Below are 21,011 nucleotides of genomic sequence, written 5' to 3'. Positions count from 1 at the left end.
GTCCGAACCGCGGAATGTTGAGGCTACGCGGTGAGCAAAACCGAACCTACTACGACTACAGCATTCCGGCCGAACACTTGTTGATCGACAAGGCTCAACTGCTGAACCACACTGCTCCGGAAATGACAGCGCTCATCGGTGGCATGCGCGTCTTGAACACCAACGTCCGGCAAACTCGCCATGACGCGTTCACGGAACAATCTGAAGCACTGACTAATGACTTTTTCAAAAACCTGCTGGACATGAGCGCCGGATGGAAATCCACCTCGCACGACAACACAGCGTTTGAAGGAAGGGATCGCAAGACCAGTGAAGCGAAATGGACGGCGACCCGTGTCGACCTGGTCTTCGGCTCGAATGCGCAATTGCGCGCATTGGCCGAGGTATACGCCAGTGCGGATTCGCAGGAGAAATTCGTCAACGACTTTGTCGCGGCCTGGACCAAAGTGATGAACCTGGATCGGTTCGACCTTCAATAACCGTTGCTGAAACTGCAACGCCTCCTGAGTGGAGGCGTTGTGTTTTGGGCCGTGGGTTAAACTGGGGAAATTGTGGCCAGTGCGCCAATCAAAATGGTCAACACCAGAAATCCGCCGAGGAAAATCGACATCTTGGCCATCGCTGCCTTTTGCCACTGAAAGAGCTGCCAGTGTGAGCCGCTGGCCGCGCGCATAACAGATGCAGGTGTGACGGAAAAATACGGATCAGCCGGTGGTCATCGCTTATACGATCTTGAGCGCTGGTTTTTCTTTTGGACCCGGTGTCGACGCAGGGTCACGAGCATTGAGAAATTCATTCCAATCCTCGCACGCATTGTGATGCCGCAAAGTCGCCTCCTCCCACGCCGGCCCCGACACACCACGGGATGAAACCAGCACCATCATCCCCATCGTCGCCGCATCCATTTCGATCAGCCACTCGTGAGAGTTGATCCTGAAGTCTTCGATTGAAATCATTTAAAGGTCCCCCGGCGGAATACATCGCCATCAAAGAGCAAGTGCTCCATGAACTGTGGAGTTGTGGGGGGTTGGGAAAATTCAGGTGGGTGACCGCCGGTTGGTGGGTTTGGTGTTTGGCGCTGGCAAGACATGCCCGCAATTAAGCGCGGAGCAAAATTGGCGACCTCGCTATTTGGCTACCAATCACACTGATTTTCCAGTCCCGCTCGTTCGAGATCAGTCTTCCATTTTTCGCCTGCCAACCTACGGATATCTTCAAAAAAAGCCGATGATCGACTATCCCCGTTTCATCCCACACCAAGTAATAATTCTGACCCTGATCACTTTCAAAAAAAAACCAAAAAATTAAAATTCGGACTCTTCACTGGTCTTGGCGTGCAAAGTCGTAATTTTTCCGCGTGGGTTAACTTCCTGAGATTGAGCGCGAAGCGGTCATGAATTCCAAGCCTTACCAGGTATTCCGATCTTCCAATCTAGCTTTAAGCAGATCGTCTCTCCAAACTTCCAACGCGAGAGTATAAACGTGCTGAAGAAAATCACGTGGGTTCTCCAATTCGTACCACTCGCCGCGAGGCCAGCTTCTAGCTTCGTCTTCTTCGATATTAAAAAGATTCTGAAAATCATAACCATCTTCATTTAATTTAAATGCTAGATATTCCACCAACACCAGCTTATGTCGATAGGTTAAATAGCTCAAATTCAAACTGTAGTTTTTTATCAAATCAGCTCTATCGTCCTTGTTATTAGGATCATAAACTTCGAGCTCCACCCCTAAGGTTTCCTCGCGATCGTACACACCGAAAACTCCGATAAACCACATCAAGTCGGGATGGAATGCTTCATTTAAAAATGGATCTAGCAGCATCACTTTTTCTCCGAAGGATAACCAGTAAAAGGCCTGGTTACGTCATTTTTATCGAGCTTGACTTCGAACCAATTTAAGTCTTCGTTCAGCTTTGGATTGTTTATGTCTTTTTTATTTGGCCGATACCCCCGGCCGGCGCCAGGTATTTCCATCCTTACAATCGGGTTCTTGTCTTGGTCTTTCCCGGTATGAGAGCTCAACCCCAACTTTTCACGCGTCATGGCCTTATTCAATGCATTGGAATGCATCCTCCAATTAATGAACTGCGAGCTCGGATTACCTTTTGCGCGCTTCGGAATTTCTCCCGTATGAGGATCCGCCCCATTAATAGCCCTCTGCTTGAGCGCCGCATCAGATATTTCCGAGCTGTGCTTTTTGACGGTATGCATGTTGTATTTTTTCTCCAGCGCCAGAACCCGCTTTTTCGCATTAGCCTCTGCCAGTTCATCTATCCTCGCCCGCCGCTGCTCACCGGTCAGCTTCGGAAGCTTCGGTTCACCCTCATCAACCTTCGCGCCAGTCGTATCATCCGGCGCCCCACATCCGGGCTTATTCGGCGGCGGGCAGTTCCCGCTCAACCCCAGTGGATCTACCCAACCCGTCGGATTCGGCGCATACCGATACTGATTCAGCCCACCCGCCAACTTCACCGGATCCGGCGTCAGGTAGCGGCCTATATTCGGATCATAGTACCGATGCCGGTTGTAGTGCAGGCCGCTTTCTGTGTCGAAGTATTGGCCTTGAAAACGTAGCGGTTGTTCGAGCTGCTCACCTCCGCCGTGTACGACATCGGTCAGTTTGCCGTAGGCGTTGTACGTCGCTGACCAGACGATCTCGCCGCTGTAATCCGTCAGCTCCTGCGGCGTGCCGAGATGGTCGAGCTGGTAATAAAACGGGCACGCTTTCTTCGGGCCTTTGCCGTCGAGCATGGCCAGCGGGCGGAAGCTGCCCGGTTCATAGACGTAGCTGCGGTAATGCTCGCGGCCGCTTTCAGCGACAAGATTGTCGCCTTGCCAGAAGAATTGCGTGGTGTGCCCGTCGTAGGTTTTGCTGATGCGGCGGCCGAACGCGTCGTAGCGGTAGCTTGCGCTGCGACCGTCCGGAGTTGTGACGCCGATCAGGCGGTGCTGGCTGTCGTAACGATATTCGGTGACGAGTTTTTGCGCGGTGCCGCGGCGCTCGCGGATGAGGTTGCCGAAGGCGTCGTAGTCGTAATGGCGGTCGCCCTGCATCAGCAGGCGGTTGCCTTTGAAGGTGGTTGGGCCGGGGCGGTCCTGCATCAGCAGGTTGCCGGCCGGGTCGTGGGCGAAGCTTTCGGGTTTTTGATCGCGGGTGTGACGGACGCGGGTCAGGCGGTTGAGCGGGTCGTAGTAATAGCTGCGCTGGCCATGACGGCTGTCGGCGACAGTTGCCAGGTTGCCATTGACCGCATAGCTGTAGTGGCGCATGTACAGCGGGCGAGTCGGCTGGTTAACCGCGTGGGCCTGCAGCCGGCCCTGTTCGTCGTAGTGGTATTGGCTGGTGAGCACGCCCTGTTGCCGGGTTTGCTCACGACCGAAAACAAACTGATGGGTCGTGAGCCGCGCGCCGTTGAGATCGATGGATACCAACGCGCCACCCTTGGCACGCTGATAATCCAGTTTGCTGCCATCCGGCAGACGCATCCGTTTGAGCTGGCCACAGGCGTCGTAACCGTAACGCAGCGTGCCCCAGCCCTGATGCTCGGTGATCAGCCGGTCCTGAAGGTCGTACTCGAATTCCAGCGGATGATCGTGGCCGTCGTCGACGCCGATCAGTCGACCAAGCGTGTCATAGCGATAGGTGACCTTGACCCCGTCGGGCAAGGTTTTAACCAGCAAACGCCCGGCCGGGTCCCGCTCATACGCGGTGAGCAAAACCGAACCGTCGTCACCCAACTCGGTCTTTTCCAGCAACTGCCCGTTCAGGTCGTAGGCATAGGCCGTACGCCGCCCGTCGAAGCCTGTTTCCTGTCGGATCAATCCACCGGGCGTGTAGTCCAGCTGATATTTTTCCCCGGATTCGTTCTCGATCTCCGTCAGCAAGAGCTGCGCGTTGTCGTAGCGATACTTGAGCTGCGTGCCGTCGGGATTGATTCGCCGGCTGACCAGGTGCAAGTCGTCGGCATATTCATAACGGGTGATGCGCCCCAGTTCGTCGCGCTCGGCGGTGATCTGGCCGTAGGCGTTGTAGCTGTAAGCGCGCGTCGCCCCTGTAGGCAAAGTCGTCTGCAGCAGTCGGCCAATGGCGTCCCAGTGGTACCGGGTGACGGCACCGTGTTCGTCCTGCCGGGTAGTCTGGCGTCCCAGAACATCGTAGGAAAACCGCCGCACACCGCCATCCGGCAGCGTTTCTTCGACCAATTGGCCCAGAGCGTTCCACACCAGCAGATGCCCGCTGGTGTCGGGGTAACGAATTGTTTGCAGTTGCCCTTTGTCGTCGTAGAAATAGCGGGTGACCTGACCGTCCGGGTCAGTCGCTTCAGTGACATCGCCCTGGGCGTTACGCTGATAGGTCCACACCGCTTTGCCGCGATAGCGTGCGTGCAGGAAACCGTTGCGGTATTCGTAGGACGTCGGCTCCTCGTCCGGTGGAATCAGCGCCACCAAGCGTCCGACGTTGTCGTAGCGGTATTCGGTGATGGCGCCGAGCGCATCCTGTTCGGCGATCAGCTGTCCCTGATCGTCATACGCCTTGAGCTGTTCACCGCCATCCAGCCCGACCCGACGCACCAGCCGCGCCCGGTCATCGTGTTCATAGACTTCTTCGCTGCCGTCACCATTGAAAACAGTGACACTGCCGGCGTCATCCCAGACATACCGCGCTTCCATCTGCGCAAACGACGCCCAATGCCGAATACATCGCGCCGCCTTGCCGGACTTTTCCCACTCCCAGAAGAAACTCGCCCCACCGGCCAGTTGCCGCTGCAGGATGACGTGCTGGTCGTCGTAGTCGTAACGCTCGCTCTCACCGGCCGCGTTGGTCGCTTCGATCAACCGATGACAGGCGTCGTAGCGGTAGGACACCAGCGTCTGCTCGGTCTGCCAGGCTTCCTCCAGACTGGGCGCCGACACGAACACCTGATAATCAACTGCGATCAAATGGCTGCGGTCATAACGCAGCAGCAAGGCCCGGCCAGCACCGTTATCCAGCTGTTGAATACGGTCCTGGCGATCGCGCGTAATACGCAAGCGGTTACCGTACGCATCGCTGATCGCCGTCAATCGACCGTTGTGAAAGTGATAAAACCGCGTCAGTTCGCCGGCCTGCGCGAGGATCAGCTCGTCGCTTGAATCCCCCAGATAAATCGCCGCGCGCGACAAACTGTTATGAATCGCCGGACGTTCAGCGCTGGGCAACGGAAACGTCGTACGCCGGTTTTCATGGTCGACCCAGACCACCGAGTCGCCGATGATCTCCAGGCGATGCGACAGCGAATGGCTCCAGCCAAACCCCAGACCGCCATCGATCTCCACGGCGCTGGTGCGGTAGAGTCGGGTGAAGTCGAACGGCAACACGCCGTCCAGAGTCCCATCAACCAGCGTCAGCAATTCCTCGCCGGTGACCATCGATACCGGGCACTTGTTGGTCGCGGTTTTATCTGCAGATTCGGTACTGTCGCCGTTAGGGTTTTTCGCCTGATCCGGCGCGTTGTCGAAGTGTTCATCCTGCTTGATCGTGGTGTTGCGCTTCGCCTTCCAGCGCAGTTGCATGCGTCCCTTTTTAATCCCCGCCGCAACGCCCCGCGCGGCAACCGTCTTGTAACGATCTACATACGTCATGAAGTTATTGATGATCGTGAAGATCGCCTTAACGAAACCCACAACAGCGTCGAGAATTCGCCCGCCATAGTGGGCAAGTCGCCGGCCCAAGTAAGCGATGCCAATACCCGCGCCGGCGAAAGTCAGAACAATCCCGATCAAGATATCGATCAGCAACTGCACTACAACCATTGAAAGCGCTTCCGCCGTTTTGCCGGCAATATCGCTGGGCGGCAGCATGTCCAGCCAAAGACTGGCAGTGCGCAGCAACAGGCATAACGCCGCTTCATCGCTGGCCAGCAACTGAACCTTTGCCATCGTTGCCGGAAATTGTTCCGCCAGTTCGGCCAGCTGATTGGCACCCTCGCCCAGCCGCTCGGCATACTTGCGAGGGTCTTGGAGAATGTCCGAGAGCAAACTGATGCTGTCCCAGACACCGGTAATCGCCGCCCAACTTCCCGCAAGCATTCCATTGCCCACCGCGGCAGAAGTCGACTGCGACCAGCGCGGCTTGAATGCATCCCACTCGGTGCGCAACCAGCCGCTCAACTCCAGGGTCAAGCCGTCGTAGGATTTAAAAAGCTCATCAACCTGCTCTGGCGTTACTTCGCTCTGAACATGGACCCGGTAGAACTTGCCGGGTAATCCTCTGAACTCTCCCTTGCCGTGTTCATTCAGCGTAACGACCTTTTTATGGCCGCCATCCACGGCAATAACATTGACCTGGATATTGCCCAGAGGAATTTCATGAACCGACTCAAACTTGCTCTCGATCTGCAGAATCCCGTTGTCAGGACACTGCGCAACCGTGGAGAAAAAGTTGTCATCACTGCTGCCGACCGACGTGGTCGTATCGCCCAGTTTTATAACTCGCTCCATGCCCATCAACGAGGGCATGTCCATAAAGCGGCTGAACTTGTCGGCGCTCTGGCTTACAGCACCTTCCAGTCGCTGGCGATACATACTCAACGTGCCGCTGAAATGCCCGAGTTCTTCTTCGATACGCGTGATGTGATCCATCACCGCACCGTTGGGCATGAGGAGAAAAGGCAAACGGTGACAATCATGGGCAGTCCCTTGCGCTGAAAATCGGCGTTCGAGACTTTGCGGGGGATCCGACGGAAAAAAAGTCAGGGAAGTAAGCGCGGGATGTAGGGCAAATCGCTAAATCGCAGCCATAAAAAAACCCACTGACCGTTTCCGGTTCAGTGGGTTTTCAGACAGGTCTCTGGTTTACAGAGCCATATCACTCGCAGCATTGGCTTTCTGCGCCTGCGGCGCTTCAGCCGGTGCAGCAACCGGGGCCGCTGCCTGACCGATGGCCGGTGGCGGTGTCAGTTCCAGCACCTTGGCGGTGTAGGCCCACTCTTGCGCCACTTTTTCAGGGCTGCTGTTGAGCTGAGTGCCGTAGCTTGGCACGATCTGATGCAGCTTTTCCTGCCAGGCTGGCGAGGCGACCTTGTCCTTGAAGACTTTCTGCAGCACGGTCAGCATGATCGGCGCAGCGGTCGAAGCACCTGGCGATGCGCCCAGCAGGCCGGCAATCGAACCGTCAGCGGAAGCAACAATTTCGGTACCCAACTTCAGCACGCCACCGGCAGCTTCATCACGCTTGATGATCTGCACACGTTGGCCGGCTTGCCACAGGCGCCAGTCTTCAGCTTTGGCGTTCGGGAAGTATTCCTTCAGAGCGTTAAGGCGGTCTTCGTCCGACAGCATCAGTTGCCCGGCAAGGTACTCGACCAGCGGGTATTCCTTGATGCCGACACGGGTCATCGGCCACACGTTATGTGTGGTGGTGGTGGTCAGCAGGTCGAGGTACGAACCTTCCTTCAGGAACTTGGTGCTGAAGGTCGCGAACGGGCCAAACAGGATGACGCGCTTGCCGTCCAGAACACGGGTGTCCAGGTGCGGCACCGACATCGGCGGTGCGCCAACCGACGCTTTGCCGTAAGCCTTGGCCAGGTGTTGCTGGGCGATGGTCGGGTTTTCGGTCACCAGGAACGAGCCGCCTACCGGGAAGCCTGCGTATTCCTTGGCTTCAGGAATGCCGGACTTCTGCAGCAGGTGCAACGCTCCGCCGCCAGCGCCGATGAATACGAACCTGGCGTCGGTTTCCGACTTGCTGCCGTCTTTCAGGTTTTTGTAGCTGACGCGCCAGGTGCCGTCGTCGTTTTTGGTGATGTCCTGCACTTCGCTGGACAGTTTCAAGTCGAACTTCGGCGTGGTTTGCAGGTGTGCAACAAACTGGCGGGTGATCTCGCCGAAGTTGACGTCGGTGCCGATTGGCGACCAGGTGGCGGCGATTTTCTGGTTCGGGTCACGCCCTTCCATCATCAGCGGCACCCACTGCTTGATCACAGCCGGGTCTTCGGAGTACTGCATGCCGGCGAACAGCGGGCTCGCTTGCAGGGCTTCATAGCGCTTTTTCAGGAACTTGATGTTGTCATCGCCCCACACGAAGCTCATGTGCGGCGTGGAGTTGATGAAGGAACGCGGGTTCTTCAATACACCCTGTTGAACCTGCCAGGCCCAGAATTGACGGGAGATCTGAAACGCTTCGTTGATTTCAACGGCTTTCGGGATCTGTACGTTGCCCTTGTCATCTTCCGGGGTGTAGTTCAACTCGGCCAGCGCGGAGTGACCGGTACCGGCGTTGTTCCAGCCGTTGGAGCTTTCCTGAGCGACACCGTCGAGGCGCTCGATCATTTCCATCGAAGTGCCAGGTTCCAGCTCATTGAGCCAGACACCCAGCGTCGCGCTCATGATGCCGCCGCCAATCAGCAGCACATCAACTTTCTTTGCCTCTTCCGCGTGAACGGACGTGATCCCCATCGACAAAGCCAGCCCCAACAGGGCCGTGTTCATTTTCTTAAACATCTGTAGCACCTATGATAAAACGCCATCCGCCCTCCGTTCTCACGACGAAGCCGTTGTTTCACGGCAATCAGATAGATGTCGTGGGGCTGCGTACAAGAATCGGAGGGTGGGCACACAAGGCCGACGTGTTTGATCGACCTCAGTTTATATGTCCCTGCTGAACTGACTTTTTATCGTTTTTGGCCTCAGCTACTTGAGCGACAGTGATTCTGTTGGCGCGTCTCGAGGACACGCAAACTGAATAGGTCAAACCAAGTTGTTGCAAAGAATATCACGACAAGGCAAATCCGCGCGTCTGTTCACGACTGATTGGTCAGGGCACGGGCGTCACCCGACACTATACTGAGGCTGATTTCCGACGTCGGTGAGGCACAGCCATGAGCGACAACGACCACTTGCGCAAGTACTCCTCTCAGGTAGTCGACGGCGTGGAGCGCGCGCCCGGGCGTGCCATGCTGCGGGCCGTGGGTTTCACCGACGAGGATTTCAAAAAACCGCAGATCGGCATTGCCTCGACTTGGGCGATGGTCACGCCGTGCAACATGCACATCGACAAGCTTGCGCTGGAAGTGGAAAAAGGCGCGAATGCCGCCGGCGCCAAGGGCGTGATCTTCAACACCATCACCATTTCCGACGGCATCGCCAACGGCACCGAAGGCATGAAATATTCGCTGGTGTCGCGGGAGGTTATCGCTGACTCGATCGAAGTGGTCGCCGGTTGTGAGGGTTTCGATGGCCTGGTCACCGTGGGCGGTTGCGACAAGAACATGCCGGGCTGCCTGATCGGCATGGCGCGGCTCAACCGCCCTTCCATCTTTGTCTACGGCGGGACAATCCGCCCGGGCGCCGGCCACACCGACATCATTTCGGTGTTCGAAGCGGTGGGCCAGCAGGCCCGCGGTGACATCAACGAAATTCAGGTCAAGCAGATCGAGGAAGTGGCGATTCCCGGGCCCGGCTCGTGCGGCGGCATGTACACGGCCAACACCATGGCCTCGGCCATCGAAGCGTTGGGGATGAGCCTGCCCGGGTCGAGTTCGCAGGATGCCGTCGGCAGCGACAAGGCCTCGGACAGTTTCCGCGCCGGTCAGCAGGTGATGGAGTTGCTGAAGCTGGACCTTAAACCGCGGGACATCATGACCCGCCCGGCCTTCGAGAATGCAATCCGCGTGGTCATCGCCCTCGCCGGTTCGACCAATGCTGTGCTGCATTTGCTGGCCATGGCGCATGCCGTGGATGTCGAACTGACGCTGGATGATTTCGTCGAGTTGGGCAAGGTCTCGCCGGTCGTTGCCGACCTGCGTCCCAGCGGCCAGTACATGATGAGCGAACTGGTGGCGATTGGCGGCATTCAGCCGCTGATGAAACGCATGCTCGACGCCGGCATGTTGCACGGCGATGTGCTGACGGTGACCGGCAAAACCTTGGCGGAAAACCTCGCAAACGTGGCTGATTATCCTGAAGGCCAGGACGTCATTCTGCCGTTCGATCGGCCGGTGAAAAAGGATTCGCACCTGGTGGTGCTGCGCGGCAATCTTTCGCCCGGCGGGGCCGTGGCGAAAATCACCGGCAAGGAAGGCTTGCGCTTTGAAGGCGCGGCGCGGGTATATCACGGCGAAGAAGGCGCGCTGGCGGGTATTCTCAATGGTGAGGTTCAGGCCGGCGATGTGATCGTGATTCGCTACGAGGGGCCCAAGGGTGGCCCGGGCATGCGCGAAATGCTCTCGCCCACGTCGGCGGTGATGGGCAAAGGATTGGGCAAGGATGTGGCGCTGATCACCGATGGACGATTTTCCGGCGGCTCCCACGGATTCGTGGTCGGGCATATCACGCCGGAGGCGTTCGATGGCGGGCCGATTGCGCTGATTGAAAACGGTGACCGGATCACCATCGATGCCGAAACACGACAGATCACGGTGCAGGTGTCCGATGCCGAACTGGCGGAGCGCAAGATGCGTTGGGTGCGGCCGGAGTCGAAGTACAAGCGCGGGGTGTTGGCCAAGTATGCGAAGACGGTGGCCAGCGCTTCCGAGGGCGCTGTTACCGATAAATACCTGTAGACATTTTTGGCCGGCATGACGCCTTCGCGCACCCACAGGTTCAGCGTGCAGAAAACCATCAGTCAGTGCGCTTCAAACGCTTCTGGTAACAAATGCGTGTCAACAGGATTAAAACTTCTGAAAGGCCCCTCGACTCTCACTTCTACGCGGGCGATACCTCATCGCCACGCTGAGTTCATCCCCGGTTAATGCCGCAGGCTATCAACCGGACCTTTCACATCAGGAGTAACCCATGACTCGTTCCCTATGGATTGGCGTAATCGGATTTCTCGCGGCGGGCACTGCCCACGCCGCGTCGCAGGAGGTATCGATGGATCTTGTGAGCGCCGACGGCGCGCCGCAAGCGATTGGCACCATCAACGTCAGCGAGACGCCGTACGGCCTGCTGTTCACCCCGAAGCTGAAGGCCCTGCCGGCCGGCGTCCACGGCTTTCATGTGCACGAAAACGGCAGTTGCGATGCCGGCATGAAGGATGGCGTCAAAGGCGCAGCCCTGGCGGCGGGCGGGCATTTTGATCCGCAGAAAACCGGCAAGCACCTCGGCCCTTACGCCGACGGTCACCTGGGGGACTTGCCGGCGGTGTACGTGAGCGCCGAGGGTGTCGCCAACTACCCGGTGCTGGCACCCCGGCTGAAAAAACTCGCCGATATCAAAGGTCACGCGCTGATGATTCACGCGGGCGGCGACAACCACGCAGACCTGCCTAAACCTTTGGGTGGTGGCGGCGACCGAGTGGCGTGCGGGGTGCTCTGATCCAGCCGGCGCAGCGTTAATCCTCAGCAGACAAACGCTGCGCCCCGCTGCTCAGCAATTCACGCAACGTCAGCGCATTACCCAAGGCAAAGCCACCCGCGGTGTTATCGAAAATGCACCAGGTGGCAATGCCGGTTTGTGCGCTGACGTGCGCATGCCGGGCCAGCGCCTGCAACCGCTCCAGGCCATAGTCGCTGTAATAAATGCGCGGTGAGCCATGCCAGCGCCAGTAGTGAATCCCCCGCCAGCCACCTGGCACCTCACCGCCGCTGACAGGTGATGGATCGGCAGCCACCCGCCCGACCCGATACTCAACCAACAATTTCTCGGCGTGCAACCAGCTCTCGTGGCGGGGCTCGAGCACTACAGCTCCGGCATACCGGTGCCGCAGGGCCTGAAAAAACTGTGCAGCGACGGTCTCGTCGTACGTCAGCGAGGGCGGTAGTTGCACCAGCAGGCACCCCAGGGATTCCCCCAGCATCGTGCACTGGAACAGAAAATCGTCCAGCAGTTGATCACAGTTGTGCAGTCGCTGAACGTGGGTAATCAGCTTGGGCATTTTTACCGAGAACCGAAACCCCGGCGGTACCGATTGGCCCCAGCGCGCGTAGGTTTGCGGTTGATGCGGTCGATAAAACGAGCTGTTGATTTCTACCGCGTTCAGCTGCGATGCGTACCGCTGCAGGTGCGTGCCCTGCTCGGTAAACATCGGCCAGTGCTCACGTGGCAAATTCCAGCCGGCGCATCCGACATACACCCCAGGCCCATCACGATGGTCGTTCAATAGAGCACCGCCGCGGCGTCGCGCATGAAAATCTCCACGGTTTTTGGCCCCACGCCCTCAAATTCGCTCAAGCGCTTTTCAAACGCCTGGCGATCTTCGCTGGCGGCGCGAATATTGAGGATCTTGCCGGCGTATTCATCGTTCATTTTTTTGCTCAGGCTCAACAGGCGCGCCGCGGTGGTTTCGTCGTAGCGTACATAACGGGCCTCGCCCAACATCGAAACCAGTTCGCGGTGCGTGCAATTGCTCAATTTCCGTAGCGTGTCGCGTGCGTGTTTTTCGACGATCACGCGATAGGCTTGCGCGGCGATATCAGCCTGGATGCGCTTCCCCATCAGGAAACTGGCGATAAACCATTTGAACAAAGCGCTTTCGTCGTCGCGCTTGATATGAATGCCCAGATCGCTGGCACTGATCGTTCTGCTCATCGGCGGGCGTTCCTCAGCCAAGTCGTTTGCCGTTCCTGTCTTCGAGAAAACACCGCGCCGCAAGTTCGTTTTTTCAGCAGGCCCGTTGCAAATTTGCTTATCTGTAATCGGCCTCTCCGTGGTTTGAAAGTCGTTGTCACCTGCGAACAAGCGTAGGCCATGGTTAGAATGGCGGACCACGACAGTAAGTCCGTTCGTTTCAGGAAGGCACCTGCATGACCGAACTGCACACCGATGACCGCAATGGCTGGGCGATATTCCTGATCTTCTTGCGGCTTGGGCTGACGTCTTTTGGCGGCCCGATCGCGCACCTCGGCTATTTCCGCGATGAGTTTGTTACAAGACGGCGCTGGCTGAGCGAGCGCAGCTATGCGGACCTCGTCGCGCTGTGCCAGTTTTTACCCGGACCGGCCAGCAGTCAGGTCGGCATCGCACTCGGCCTGTCGCGGGCGGGATACAGCGGCGCAGTGGCTGCGTGGGCGGGTTTCACCCTGCCATCGGCCATCGTTCTGATCCTGTTTGCGCTGGGTCTTGCGCATAACGGCAGCCTGATCGCGCCCGGGGCTTTGCAGGGCCTGAAAATAGTGGCCGTCGCTGTGGTTGCGCAAGCGGTATGGGGCATGGCGCGCAATTTATGCACGAACGCCGTGCGCGTCACCGTCATGGCTCTGGCGGCCTGCAGTGTCCTGCTTGAGCCGTCGGCCTGGGGTCAGGTCGCTGTGATCGTCGTGGCGGGCATCGCCGGCCTGCTGCTGTTCAAAGCCGGGCAGGATGCCGAACATGAGGCGCTGCCAATTCCGGTCAGTCGGCGGGCCGGGGCCGTTTGCCTCACGCTGTTCGTCATTCTGTTGCTCGGTTTACCCCTGCTGACTCAATGGTTGCCTTATCAAACCTTGGGCCTGGTGGATGCATTCTACCGGGCCGGCTCGCTGGTTTTTGGCGGCGGTCATGTGGTGTTGCCGTTGCTGCAAGCCGAAGTGGTGCCCAGCGGCTGGGTCAACCATCAAACGTTTCTCGCAGGATATGGCGCTGCGCAGGCCGTACCCGGCCCGTTGTTTACCTTCGCCGCTTTCCTCGGCGCGTCAATGAACATGGCCCCCAATGGATGGACGGGCGGCCTGATTTGCCTGTTGGCGATCTTCGCACCGGCGTTCCTGCTGATCATCGGCGCTTTGCCTTTCTGGGAGCAACTGCGCCGAAACAAACGCGCGCAAGCCGCCCTGATCGGTGTGAACGCAGCCGTGGTCGGCCTTTTGCTGGCCGCGCTTTATCAGCCGGTCTGGACCAGCGCCATCGTCAGGCCACAAGATTTCGCCCTCGCATTGCTGGCGCTGGTGGCGTTGATGTTCTGGAAATGTCCGCCGTGGCTGGTGGTGATCGGCTGCGCAGGGATTGGCTGGATTCTGGGCTTGTAAGCGCGCCGCGCGATTTAAAACTTTTCCTGAAACACAATCCCGACGACTCGTCCCGCTGCCGAAAAATCCGCCGACTATCCTTGAACGGCATCTGCGCTGAAAAGAGGAGACCTGTCATGAAAGGCATACTCGGTGGCTTCGCACTGTCCGCTTTGCTGACGGCAACGGCGGCGTTCGCTCATCACGGCTGGAGCGAATACGATGCCAGCAAGGAAATGGTGCTGGACGGCACCATTGAAGAATCCAGTTACTCGCATCCCCATGGTTTCGTCCGCCTCAAGACCACGGACAAAACCTGGAACGTCGTTCTCGCGCCACCTTCGCGCATGGAAAATCGGGGCCTGAGCCCGGAGATGCTGATGGTCGGCCACAGAGCCAAGGTGGTCGGTTACCCAAACCGCAGCATCGCCGATGAATTGCGCGCCGAGCGAATCTCCGTGGACGATAAAACCATCGAGCTGCGCTGATGCGGGCCAGCAACCGCGGTGCCGGTGCAGGCTGGCTGGACGGACTGCACGACTCACCACTGGGCGCGGCCATGCGTGGCGACCTGTGGCTGTATCCGCTGGTCGAGGTGGCGCACATCATCGGTTTCGCCGTGCTGGTGGGGTCTGTGGTGATGTTCGATCTGCGCGTGCTCGGCCTCTCCAAAGCCATCGCGGTGACGGCGCTGGCTCGTCATTTGCTGGTCTGGTCCCTCGCCGCGCTGCTGCTGATCGTGCCGGCCGGGCTGATGATGTTTTCTGCTCATCCGCATGACTTCGCGTCCAACACCATTTTCATCTTGAAACTTGGCCTGATCGCGACGGCGGGCATCAATGCCGCGCTGTTCCACGTCGGCGTCTACCGCACAGTCGGCAAATGGAACGTCAACGTACCCGCGCCCACGCTTGCCAAGGGCCAGGCGCTGTTGTCGATTGCCTTGTGGTTCTCGGTGATTTTCTGCGGTCGCCTGTTGGCCTATACCTGAAGCAACAGGCCGAAGTAAACGTGATGTAGCGCTGGCGCTAGGTTCCGCCTTCTACGCCTTCGGTGGCATTGGCAAACGCCAGGCCCGCCTCGCGAATCAGCTGACGCCATTCAGCACCGTCGATGATCCCCAACCGCTCCATTTCATCAGCCGCCTTTAGCAATTCGTCGTACTGATCTTCACAATCCATGCGGATCAGCGGCTCGTTCAAAAGTTGATACCAGGCCGTGAGGGCTTGCTGCTTGCGATCACTGTTCATGCTCAAACTCCACCCGATGGACTGTCCTCGTTTGGAATATTCCCCGCGGCAAGCGTTCAGCACATCCGATATACGGCACAACGCGAGGTCTGAGACAAACTTTTATCCTTGTAACTGCCGCTTGACCTAACCTCTTAGGCTGGATGATCAACAAGTCGAGCACTTCCATGCGTCATGCTTTCGCCATGATCTTCGTCGTTTTCACGCTGTTGGCTACGGTTGCGCAAACGCTGTGGGCCGCGGACCTGACAGAAACCTCAGTCCCACGGGCTGGCGCCGCAGCCGTGGCCGTATCGCCAAGTGAGCTTCAAGCACTGCAGTTGCGTCTGGACACCCTCAAACAGCAGGTCTCGCTGGTAGACAATTACAACCAGCTGGAAGCTCCGCAGGATCTGGCCCAGGTATTCATCCTCGATGTCGATCGGCTGACGGCGGCGCTGCTGCCGCTGCAAACTCAACTGCGCGCGCAATTGACCGTACTCGGCCCGGCGCCGGACGATGCAGTGGCTGCGGAACAATCGGATATTGCGGCACAACGGGTCATGCTGACCGAGCAGAAAAACAAGGTCGACGCCACCCTGAAAACCCTGACAACGTTGAAAACCGGCGCCACTGACCTGATCACCCAGATCTCCGGGATCAGGCGCAATCTGCTCGAAAGCGAACTGACGCTCAGCACTCGCAGCATTCTCAACCCAGGCTTCTGGCGGCCGGTCTTGACCCCGTCAGTCGCTGACCGTCAGCGCCTGAGCGCACTCCTTGCGCAGGCCAAAGACGCGTTGCGGCCCGCCTGGCAACCCGGTCACCGTCTGTTCACCTGTGCCTTGCTGACACTCGCGCTGTTGGTCTGGACACTCGGGCGTCGGCTCGCCGAACGGGGACTGACCTGGTTGTGCATTCATCGCATGCCGGAAGGACGCTTGCGCCGCAGCGCCCTCGCACTGGCCTCCGTCATCGCGACGGTGTTGACCGCAGGCGTGGCGTTGCATGTGTTGTTTTACGCGCTCACCCGGCAAAGTTCGCTCACGCCGATGCTCACGACATTTTCCCAGGAGTTTGAAAAACTCGCCTACACCTGCGTACTGATCAGTGCACTGAGCCGCGCTCTGTTGTCCACCCACCACCCCTCTTGGCGCTTGCCGGCGATCGCCGATTCGGTGGCGCTGGCGATGGAGCCTTTTCCGCGCGTGCTCGCCGGGGTGCTGCTGGTCCTGGTAACGCTCGTTCAGATGATTAACGCCGCGGGCGTGAGCAGCGGCATGGTGATAGCCGGGCGCGGCATCGTTGCGCTGATTGTGTTGATGATTCTGATGGTGTTACTGGTGCATTCCGGCAAAGTGCGCCGCCAGGCAGTAGCCTCGGGCGAAGCCGCCGAGGCCAGCACCACCTTCACCGGCCTGCTGTATACGTTTACCGGATTTGCCACGGTGATTGCGCTGCTGTCACTGCTGACCGGCTACATCTCGCTGGCGCGTTTCATCACCTATGAACTGGTCTGGGGGTTCATCGTTCTCTGTGGATTCTACCTGCTGATGCAGGTGACCAAGGACACATGCGAACACCTGTTCTCGCCAAAAAGCGCCAGCGGCAAATCCGTCAAACAGGTCATGGGCATCGAGGACCGCCGTCTTGAGCAGATCTCGACTGTTCTCTCGGGCGTCACTCGGGCCGGGCTGTTGCTGTTGGCGATCGTCACGCTGGTGGTCGGCGGGGTCGGCACGACGCTGGGGCAGTTGCTCACCAATGTTTTCGGGATCCTCGGCGGCGGCGGGTTGCGCCGACTCAACATCATCCCGGGTCACCTGTTCAATGCGGTGCTGGCGCTGTTGATTGGCGTGTACCTGATCCGCTCGCTGCGGCGCTGGCTTGATGACGAGTTTTTGCCCAAGACCGATATGGACCCGGGCATGCGTGCTTCGCTCAGCACCTTGTTCGCCAATATCGGTTATGCCTTGGTCATTCTGATGACGTTGTCATCGCTGGGTGTGGAATGGACCAACCTGGCCTGGATCGTCAGCGCCCTGTCCGTGGGGATCGGCTTCGGTTTGCAGGAGATTGTGAAGAATTTCGTGTCCGGACTGATCCTGCTGACCGAACGCCCGGTGAAGGTCGGCGACCTGATCAGCATCAGCGGCGTCGAGGGCGACATCCGCCGAATCAATGTGCGCGCCACGGAAATTCAACTGGCCGACCGCTCGATCGTCATCGTGCCAAATTCACAACTGATTTCGCAGAACCTGCGCAACGTGACGTTGGGCGGCAGCGCTCAGGGAGTGGCGTCGCTGGAATTGACCTTCCCGCTGGACATCGATCCCGAGCAAGTCAAAAACCTGCTGTACGACGCGTTTTGCGAACATGAAACCATCCTCGACAAACCCGAGCCGACGGTCCGCTTCAGCAAACTGACACCCGATGGCATCACCCTGACCGTCACCGGTTACGTCGGCAGCCCGAGAATTGTCGGCACCACCAAGAGCGATTTACTGTTCGAGATTTTGAAGCGTCTGGGCGCGGCGGGGATTGAGTTGGCGAAGCCGGCGCCAGTGGTTTGACCCTCCACGCTCGCCACATAACCTCTGTGGAGCAACGCTTGGTCGCGAAAACTGTGCCAGGGTGAAATCCGGTGCCTCGTCGCCAATACGTATCGTCATGCTCGCGCTCCTGGCTATCAACGGTTGGGAAAACTGCGGAACACCACTATAGAAGAGCTTAGCGACTCTGCCGGGGGGGCTGGCGGGCGAGTGCCGAGGGGCTTTCATAGCCGACCGCAGTTCTGACTGATGCACCGCGGCGCCTGTATCGCGGGCAAGCCTCGCTCCCACAAGGGTTTGATGGCGATCACCCAAACGATGCTTCGACGCAGCTCTGACTGTGGGAGCGTGGCTTGCCCGCGATGGCATCGACGCGGTCTGACTGATGCACCGCGGCGTTTGCATCGCGGGCAAGCCTCGCTCCCACAAGGGTTTGATGGCGATCACCCAACTATGTGGCATCGACGCGGTCCGACTGATGCTCCGCGGCGCTGAAGTCACCAGTTGGCAATGACGGGAGTGCCGAGCATGCGCTTTCATCTCAAAGCCGTGGGCAAGGCCGGCGTGGTGTCTATGACCGTCGAAGCGCCTGGGCGTAGCGAAGCCCGGCGCATTGTCGAGGAGCAGGGTTTGCGCGTGGTCAGCCTGCAGGTGGAGCGACATTGGCAAGCCGCCGAGCCGTCGATCGCTGGGCATCCTGCTGCAAGGCGGCATACCGCGGGTCACCGCCATGGGCATGGTCCGCAATCTGCTCACCGTCGGCTCGCGCGTGCGCCTCGATCAGGCTTGCGAACGCGTGCGCGAAGGGCAATAGCTGTCCGCCGCCCTCGAACTCAACCACCTCGTCACCCCGTCTCCCTGCGCCTGCTACGCGCCGGCGAACAGTCCGGCAATCTCGGGCAAATGATGGAACGCAGCGCCGACTTCTACGACGAAGAAATCAGCCGCTGGATCGAATGGTTTGTGCGCCTGTTCGAACCGCTGCTGATGACGTTTATCGGGTTGTTGATCGGAGTGATCGTGATCCTGATGTACATCCCGATCTTTGAACTGGCGTCGAGCATTCAGTGAAGGAGACGCGAGCTGTCAGGTCTGATCCTGGCGATCCAGCCGCTCGCGTAAAAACTCCACTAATGCCTGCACCGGTCGAGAGCCCTGACGATGCTGCGGGTACACCGCCGACAACGTCAGCGGCCCGGTGCGAAACTCATCCAGCACGGTCACCAGACTCCCCTCGCGCAACGCCGCCCCGACAATGAAAGTCGGTAGATACGTAATCCCAAGTCCCGCCACCGCAGCGTCCTTGAGCACCTCGCCATTATTGACCCGCATCCGCCCCGCTACATTCACCGCCAGCGGCTTGCCCGGCCCTTCGAAGCGCCACTGCACCTGTCGACCATGCCCATAGGGCAAACACTCATGCCCTTGCAGATCCTCAGGCCTGAGCGGCGTACCGCGCTCCGCCAGGTACCCCGGACTGGCGCAATACACACGATGAACCGACGCAATGCGCCGGGCAATCAACGTCGAATCCTCAAGAATGCCGATGCGCAGCGCCAGGTCAAAACCCTCACCGAGCAAATCCACCGGGCGATCATTCAGATCCATTTCTACTGTGACGTCGCCATAGCGCTGCAAAAACAGCGGCAGCAGACACCCCAGATGCGCCAGCGCGAACGACAGCGGTGCACTGACCCGAATCGTCCCGCGCGGCTCGCTGGTCTGGCCGGCAATGCCCTGCTCCACTTGCTCGACTTCACCGAGCAAGCGCAATGCCGATTCGTAATAGCTCTGCCCCAGCGGCGTGACGTCGAGCCGCCGGGTCGACCGGTTAAGCAGGCGAACGCCCAGGCGTTCTTCCAGCTGCATCAAACGGCGGCTGATAAATTGCTTGGACAGCCCCAACTGATCAGCCGCTGCGGTGAAACTCCCGGAGTCCATCACCTGGCAAAAAATACGCATATCTTCGAAAGGGTTCATTGTCACGCCTTGGTTGACAGTCAAACACTTTATAGCGGCTTTTTCACTTTCAAGCATCCTATTAATCTGTGTCCACGGTGTCGAAACGGCCCAGTTTCAACACGAGCACACCCATCAATTAAAAAGGATTTACTCAATGAAATTCGTCAAAAAAACCCTGACCGCCTCCCTCCTCGCCTTCGCCGTCGGCAACGCATTTGCCGCCGGCAGCCCAGGTGTCGAACACAACACCCAGGCCTTTCTCGAAGCCCTCGCCGCTGGCGGTGGCAAACCGCTGGAACAACTGAGCCCCAAAGACGCCCGCGCTGTCCTCACTGGCGCGCAGGCATCGGTGAAGGTTGACCTGTCGGGTGTGGAAGTCAGCGACCGCGCGATCAAGGCTGACGGGCAAACCATCAACCTGAAAATCGTCCGCCCGGCCAAGGTCAAAGGCGAGTTGCCGGTGTTCATGTTTTTCCACGGTGGCGGCTGGGTGTTGGGCGATTACCCGACTCACCAACGCCTGATCCGCGACCTGGTTGTGGGCTCCGGGGCGGTTGCGGTGTACGTCGATTACACGCCGTCGCCAGAAGCGCAGTACCCGACCGCGATCAACCAGGCCTACGCCGCCACCCGTTGGGTGGCCGAGCATGGCAAGGAGATCGGCGTCGATGGCAAACGCCTGGCAGTGGCGGGCAATAGCGTCGGTGGCAATATGGCGGCGGTCGTGGCCCTGATGGCCAAAGAGCAGAAAACCCCGGTGTTACGCTTTCAGTTGTTGATGTGGCCCGTGACCAACGCGCAGTTCGACAGCGCTTCCTACCAGCAATTTGCCGAGGGCCACTTCCTGACCCGAAACATGATGAAGTGGTTCTGGTCCAACTACACCACCAACGCCAGCGAGCGCGCCCAGATTCACGCTTCGCCGCTGAACGCCAGCGCTGAACAGCTCCAGGGCTTGCCCGCCGCGCTGGTGCAGACCGCCGAATTCGACGTATTGCGTGACGAAGGCGAAGCTTATGCCCGCCTCCTCGACGCGGCGGGGGTGCCGGTCACGGCGGTGCGTTATAACGGTATGATTCATGACTTCGGTCTGCTGAATCCGCTGAGCCAGATTCCGCAAGTGAAGGCAGCGGTGCGTCAGGCGGCACTGGAATTGAAGACGCATTTGAACTGACAAATCCACCTCGCCGCCCTCCCCTGTGCGGCGAGGTTTTCTGGTGATCACCGATTACCCGCGGCAAGGAACCACCGATTACCTGTGGCGAGGGGCTTGCCCCCGTTGGTTTCGTAGAGACCCCGACGTATGACGAGTAGTCATATCTACGCCTGCTTCGCAGCGGAACGGGGGCAAGCCCCCTCGCCACA

At 58.8% G+C, this 21,011-nt stretch carries 15 protein-coding genes and 2 pseudogenes; 9 read left to right on the top strand and 8 right to left on the bottom strand.

What is annotated here, in order from left to right:
- Positions 1–56: 56 nt before the first annotated feature.
- Positions 57–479: pseudogene (locus ACYZT1_RS11680) on the top strand (catalase/peroxidase HPI); the annotation flags it as partial.
- Between the two features lie 243 nt (positions 480–722).
- Here ACYZT1_RS11680 and ACYZT1_RS11675 read toward each other — a convergent pair.
- From ACYZT1_RS11675 to mqo, 4 genes are all read right to left on the bottom strand, one after another.
- Entirely contained in the window at positions 723–956 is a 234-nt protein-coding gene (locus tag ACYZT1_RS11675; protein WP_462019048.1) for a hypothetical protein, read from the bottom strand.
- A 451-nt stretch (positions 957–1,407) separates the two neighbouring features.
- A complete protein-coding gene (locus ACYZT1_RS11670) occupies positions 1,408–1,824 on the bottom strand; it encodes a hypothetical protein (RefSeq protein WP_462019230.1) in 417 nt (138 codons plus the stop codon).
- Positions 1,824–6,623 carry an RHS repeat-associated core domain-containing protein gene (locus ACYZT1_RS11665; protein ID WP_462019229.1) on the bottom strand — a complete coding sequence of 1,600 codons (4,800 nt, stop codon included), beginning with the start codon at positions 6,621–6,623 and terminating at the stop codon, positions 1,824–1,826. The genes ACYZT1_RS11670 and ACYZT1_RS11665 overlap by 1 nt, the downstream gene beginning before the upstream one ends.
- A gap of 213 nt (positions 6,624–6,836) precedes the next feature.
- Positions 6,837–8,483 (bottom strand): malate dehydrogenase (quinone), encoded by a 1,647-nt coding sequence (mqo, locus tag ACYZT1_RS11660; RefSeq protein WP_462019047.1) that lies wholly within the window; start codon positions 8,481–8,483, stop codon positions 6,837–6,839.
- Between the two features lie 377 nt (positions 8,484–8,860).
- Between mqo and ilvD the strand changes: the two genes are divergently transcribed.
- Positions 8,861–10,543: a dihydroxy-acid dehydratase gene (ilvD, locus tag ACYZT1_RS11655; protein WP_462019046.1), complete on the top strand. Its 1,683-nt coding sequence runs from the start codon at positions 8,861–8,863 to the stop codon at positions 10,541–10,543.
- Between the two features lie 232 nt (positions 10,544–10,775).
- On the top strand, positions 10,776–11,297 hold the full coding sequence (gene sodC, locus ACYZT1_RS11650) for a superoxide dismutase [Cu-Zn] SodC (RefSeq protein WP_462019045.1): 522 nt from the start codon (positions 10,776–10,778) through the stop codon (positions 11,295–11,297).
- 16 nt (positions 11,298–11,313) lie between these two features.
- Here the strand turns inward: sodC and ACYZT1_RS11645 are convergent, their stop codons facing one another.
- Together ACYZT1_RS11645 and ACYZT1_RS11640 are read right to left on the bottom strand one after the other, a co-directional pair.
- Positions 11,314–12,006 carry a DUF72 domain-containing protein gene (locus ACYZT1_RS11645; RefSeq protein WP_462019228.1) on the bottom strand — a complete coding sequence of 231 codons (693 nt, stop codon included), beginning with the start codon at positions 12,004–12,006 and terminating at the stop codon, positions 11,314–11,316.
- 71 nt (positions 12,007–12,077) lie between these two features.
- A complete protein-coding gene (locus tag ACYZT1_RS11640; protein WP_462019044.1) occupies positions 12,078–12,509 on the bottom strand; it encodes a DNA methylase in 432 nt (143 codons plus the stop codon).
- Positions 12,510–12,724: 215 nt separating this feature from the next.
- Between ACYZT1_RS11640 and chrA the strand changes: the two genes are divergently transcribed.
- The 3 genes from chrA to ACYZT1_RS11625 all read left to right on the top strand — a co-directional run bounded on the left by chrA (position 12,725) and on the right by ACYZT1_RS11625 (position 14,894).
- Positions 12,725–13,924 carry a chromate efflux transporter gene (gene chrA, locus ACYZT1_RS11635; RefSeq protein ID WP_462019043.1) on the top strand — a complete coding sequence of 400 codons (1,200 nt, stop codon included), beginning with the start codon at positions 12,725–12,727 and terminating at the stop codon, positions 13,922–13,924.
- Positions 13,925–14,040: 116 nt separating this feature from the next.
- The gene (locus ACYZT1_RS11630) at positions 14,041–14,391 is read left to right on the top strand and encodes a DUF6152 family protein (protein WP_462019042.1); all 351 of its coding nucleotides are present in this window, start codon (positions 14,041–14,043) and stop codon (positions 14,389–14,391) included.
- Positions 14,391–14,894 (top strand): DUF6644 family protein, encoded by a 504-nt coding sequence (locus ACYZT1_RS11625; protein WP_462019041.1) that lies wholly within the window; start codon positions 14,391–14,393, stop codon positions 14,892–14,894. The genes ACYZT1_RS11630 and ACYZT1_RS11625 overlap by 1 nt, the downstream gene beginning before the upstream one ends.
- A 37-nt stretch (positions 14,895–14,931) precedes the next feature.
- Here the strand turns inward: ACYZT1_RS11625 and ACYZT1_RS11620 are convergent, their stop codons facing one another.
- Complete coding sequence (locus ACYZT1_RS11620) at positions 14,932–15,153, bottom strand: hypothetical protein (protein ID WP_462019040.1); 222 nt, start codon at positions 15,151–15,153, stop codon at positions 14,932–14,934.
- Between the two features lie 167 nt (positions 15,154–15,320).
- Between ACYZT1_RS11620 and ACYZT1_RS11615 the strand changes: the two genes are divergently transcribed.
- The gene (locus ACYZT1_RS11615) at positions 15,321–17,705 is read left to right on the top strand and encodes a DUF3772 domain-containing protein (RefSeq protein WP_462019039.1); all 2,385 of its coding nucleotides are present in this window, start codon (positions 15,321–15,323) and stop codon (positions 17,703–17,705) included.
- 661 nt (positions 17,706–18,366) lie between these two features.
- Positions 18,367–18,755 (top strand): annotated as a pseudogene (locus ACYZT1_RS11610) (type II secretion system F family protein); the annotation flags it as partial.
- Between the two features lie 15 nt (positions 18,756–18,770).
- Here ACYZT1_RS11610 and ACYZT1_RS11605 read toward each other — a convergent pair.
- The gene (locus ACYZT1_RS11605) at positions 18,771–19,664 is read right to left on the bottom strand and encodes a LysR family transcriptional regulator (protein ID WP_462019038.1); all 894 of its coding nucleotides are present in this window, start codon (positions 19,662–19,664) and stop codon (positions 18,771–18,773) included.
- Positions 19,665–19,800: 136 nt separating this feature from the next.
- Between ACYZT1_RS11605 and ACYZT1_RS11600 the strand changes: the two genes are divergently transcribed.
- Entirely contained in the window at positions 19,801–20,820 is a 1,020-nt protein-coding gene (locus ACYZT1_RS11600) for an alpha/beta hydrolase (protein ID WP_462019037.1), read from the top strand.
- Positions 20,821–21,011: the final 191 nt, after the last annotated feature.

Source organism: Pseudomonas sp. PB3P13, assembly GCF_054897735.1.
The sequence above is the reverse complement of the archived record's forward strand: the minus strand, read 5'-3'. Positions and strand labels throughout refer to the sequence as shown.

Excerpts from the sequence above, each read along its gene's own strand:
- ACYZT1_RS11675 (WP_462019048.1), bottom strand. The coding sequence starts at position 956 with ATGATTTCAATCGAAGACTTCAGGATCAACTCTCACGAGTGGCTGATC.
- ACYZT1_RS11670 (WP_462019230.1), bottom strand. The coding sequence starts at position 1,824 with ATGCTGCTAGATCCATTTTTAAATGAAGCATTCCATCCCGACTTGATG.
- ACYZT1_RS11665 (WP_462019229.1), bottom strand. The coding sequence starts at position 6,623 with ATGGATCACATCACGCGTATCGAAGAAGAACTCGGGCATTTCAGCGGC.
- mqo (WP_462019047.1), bottom strand. The coding sequence starts at position 8,483 with ATGTTTAAGAAAATGAACACGGCCCTGTTGGGGCTGGCTTTGTCGATG.
- ilvD (WP_462019046.1), top strand. The coding sequence starts at position 8,861 with ATGAGCGACAACGACCACTTGCGCAAGTACTCCTCTCAGGTAGTCGAC.
- sodC (WP_462019045.1), top strand. The coding sequence starts at position 10,776 with ATGACTCGTTCCCTATGGATTGGCGTAATCGGATTTCTCGCGGCGGGC.
- ACYZT1_RS11645 (WP_462019228.1), bottom strand. The coding sequence starts at position 12,006 with ATGTTTACCGAGCAGGGCACGCACCTGCAGCGGTACGCATCGCAGCTG.
- ACYZT1_RS11640 (WP_462019044.1), bottom strand. The coding sequence starts at position 12,509 with ATGAGCAGAACGATCAGTGCCAGCGATCTGGGCATTCATATCAAGCGC.
- chrA (WP_462019043.1), top strand. The coding sequence starts at position 12,725 with ATGACCGAACTGCACACCGATGACCGCAATGGCTGGGCGATATTCCTG.
- ACYZT1_RS11630 (WP_462019042.1), top strand. The coding sequence starts at position 14,041 with ATGAAAGGCATACTCGGTGGCTTCGCACTGTCCGCTTTGCTGACGGCA.
- ACYZT1_RS11625 (WP_462019041.1), top strand. The coding sequence starts at position 14,391 with ATGCGGGCCAGCAACCGCGGTGCCGGTGCAGGCTGGCTGGACGGACTG.
- ACYZT1_RS11620 (WP_462019040.1), bottom strand. The coding sequence starts at position 15,153 with ATGAACAGTGATCGCAAGCAGCAAGCCCTCACGGCCTGGTATCAACTT.
- ACYZT1_RS11615 (WP_462019039.1), top strand. The coding sequence starts at position 15,321 with ATGCGTCATGCTTTCGCCATGATCTTCGTCGTTTTCACGCTGTTGGCT.
- ACYZT1_RS11605 (WP_462019038.1), bottom strand. The coding sequence starts at position 19,664 with ATGAACCCTTTCGAAGATATGCGTATTTTTTGCCAGGTGATGGACTCC.
- ACYZT1_RS11600 (WP_462019037.1), top strand. The coding sequence starts at position 19,801 with ATGAAATTCGTCAAAAAAACCCTGACCGCCTCCCTCCTCGCCTTCGCC.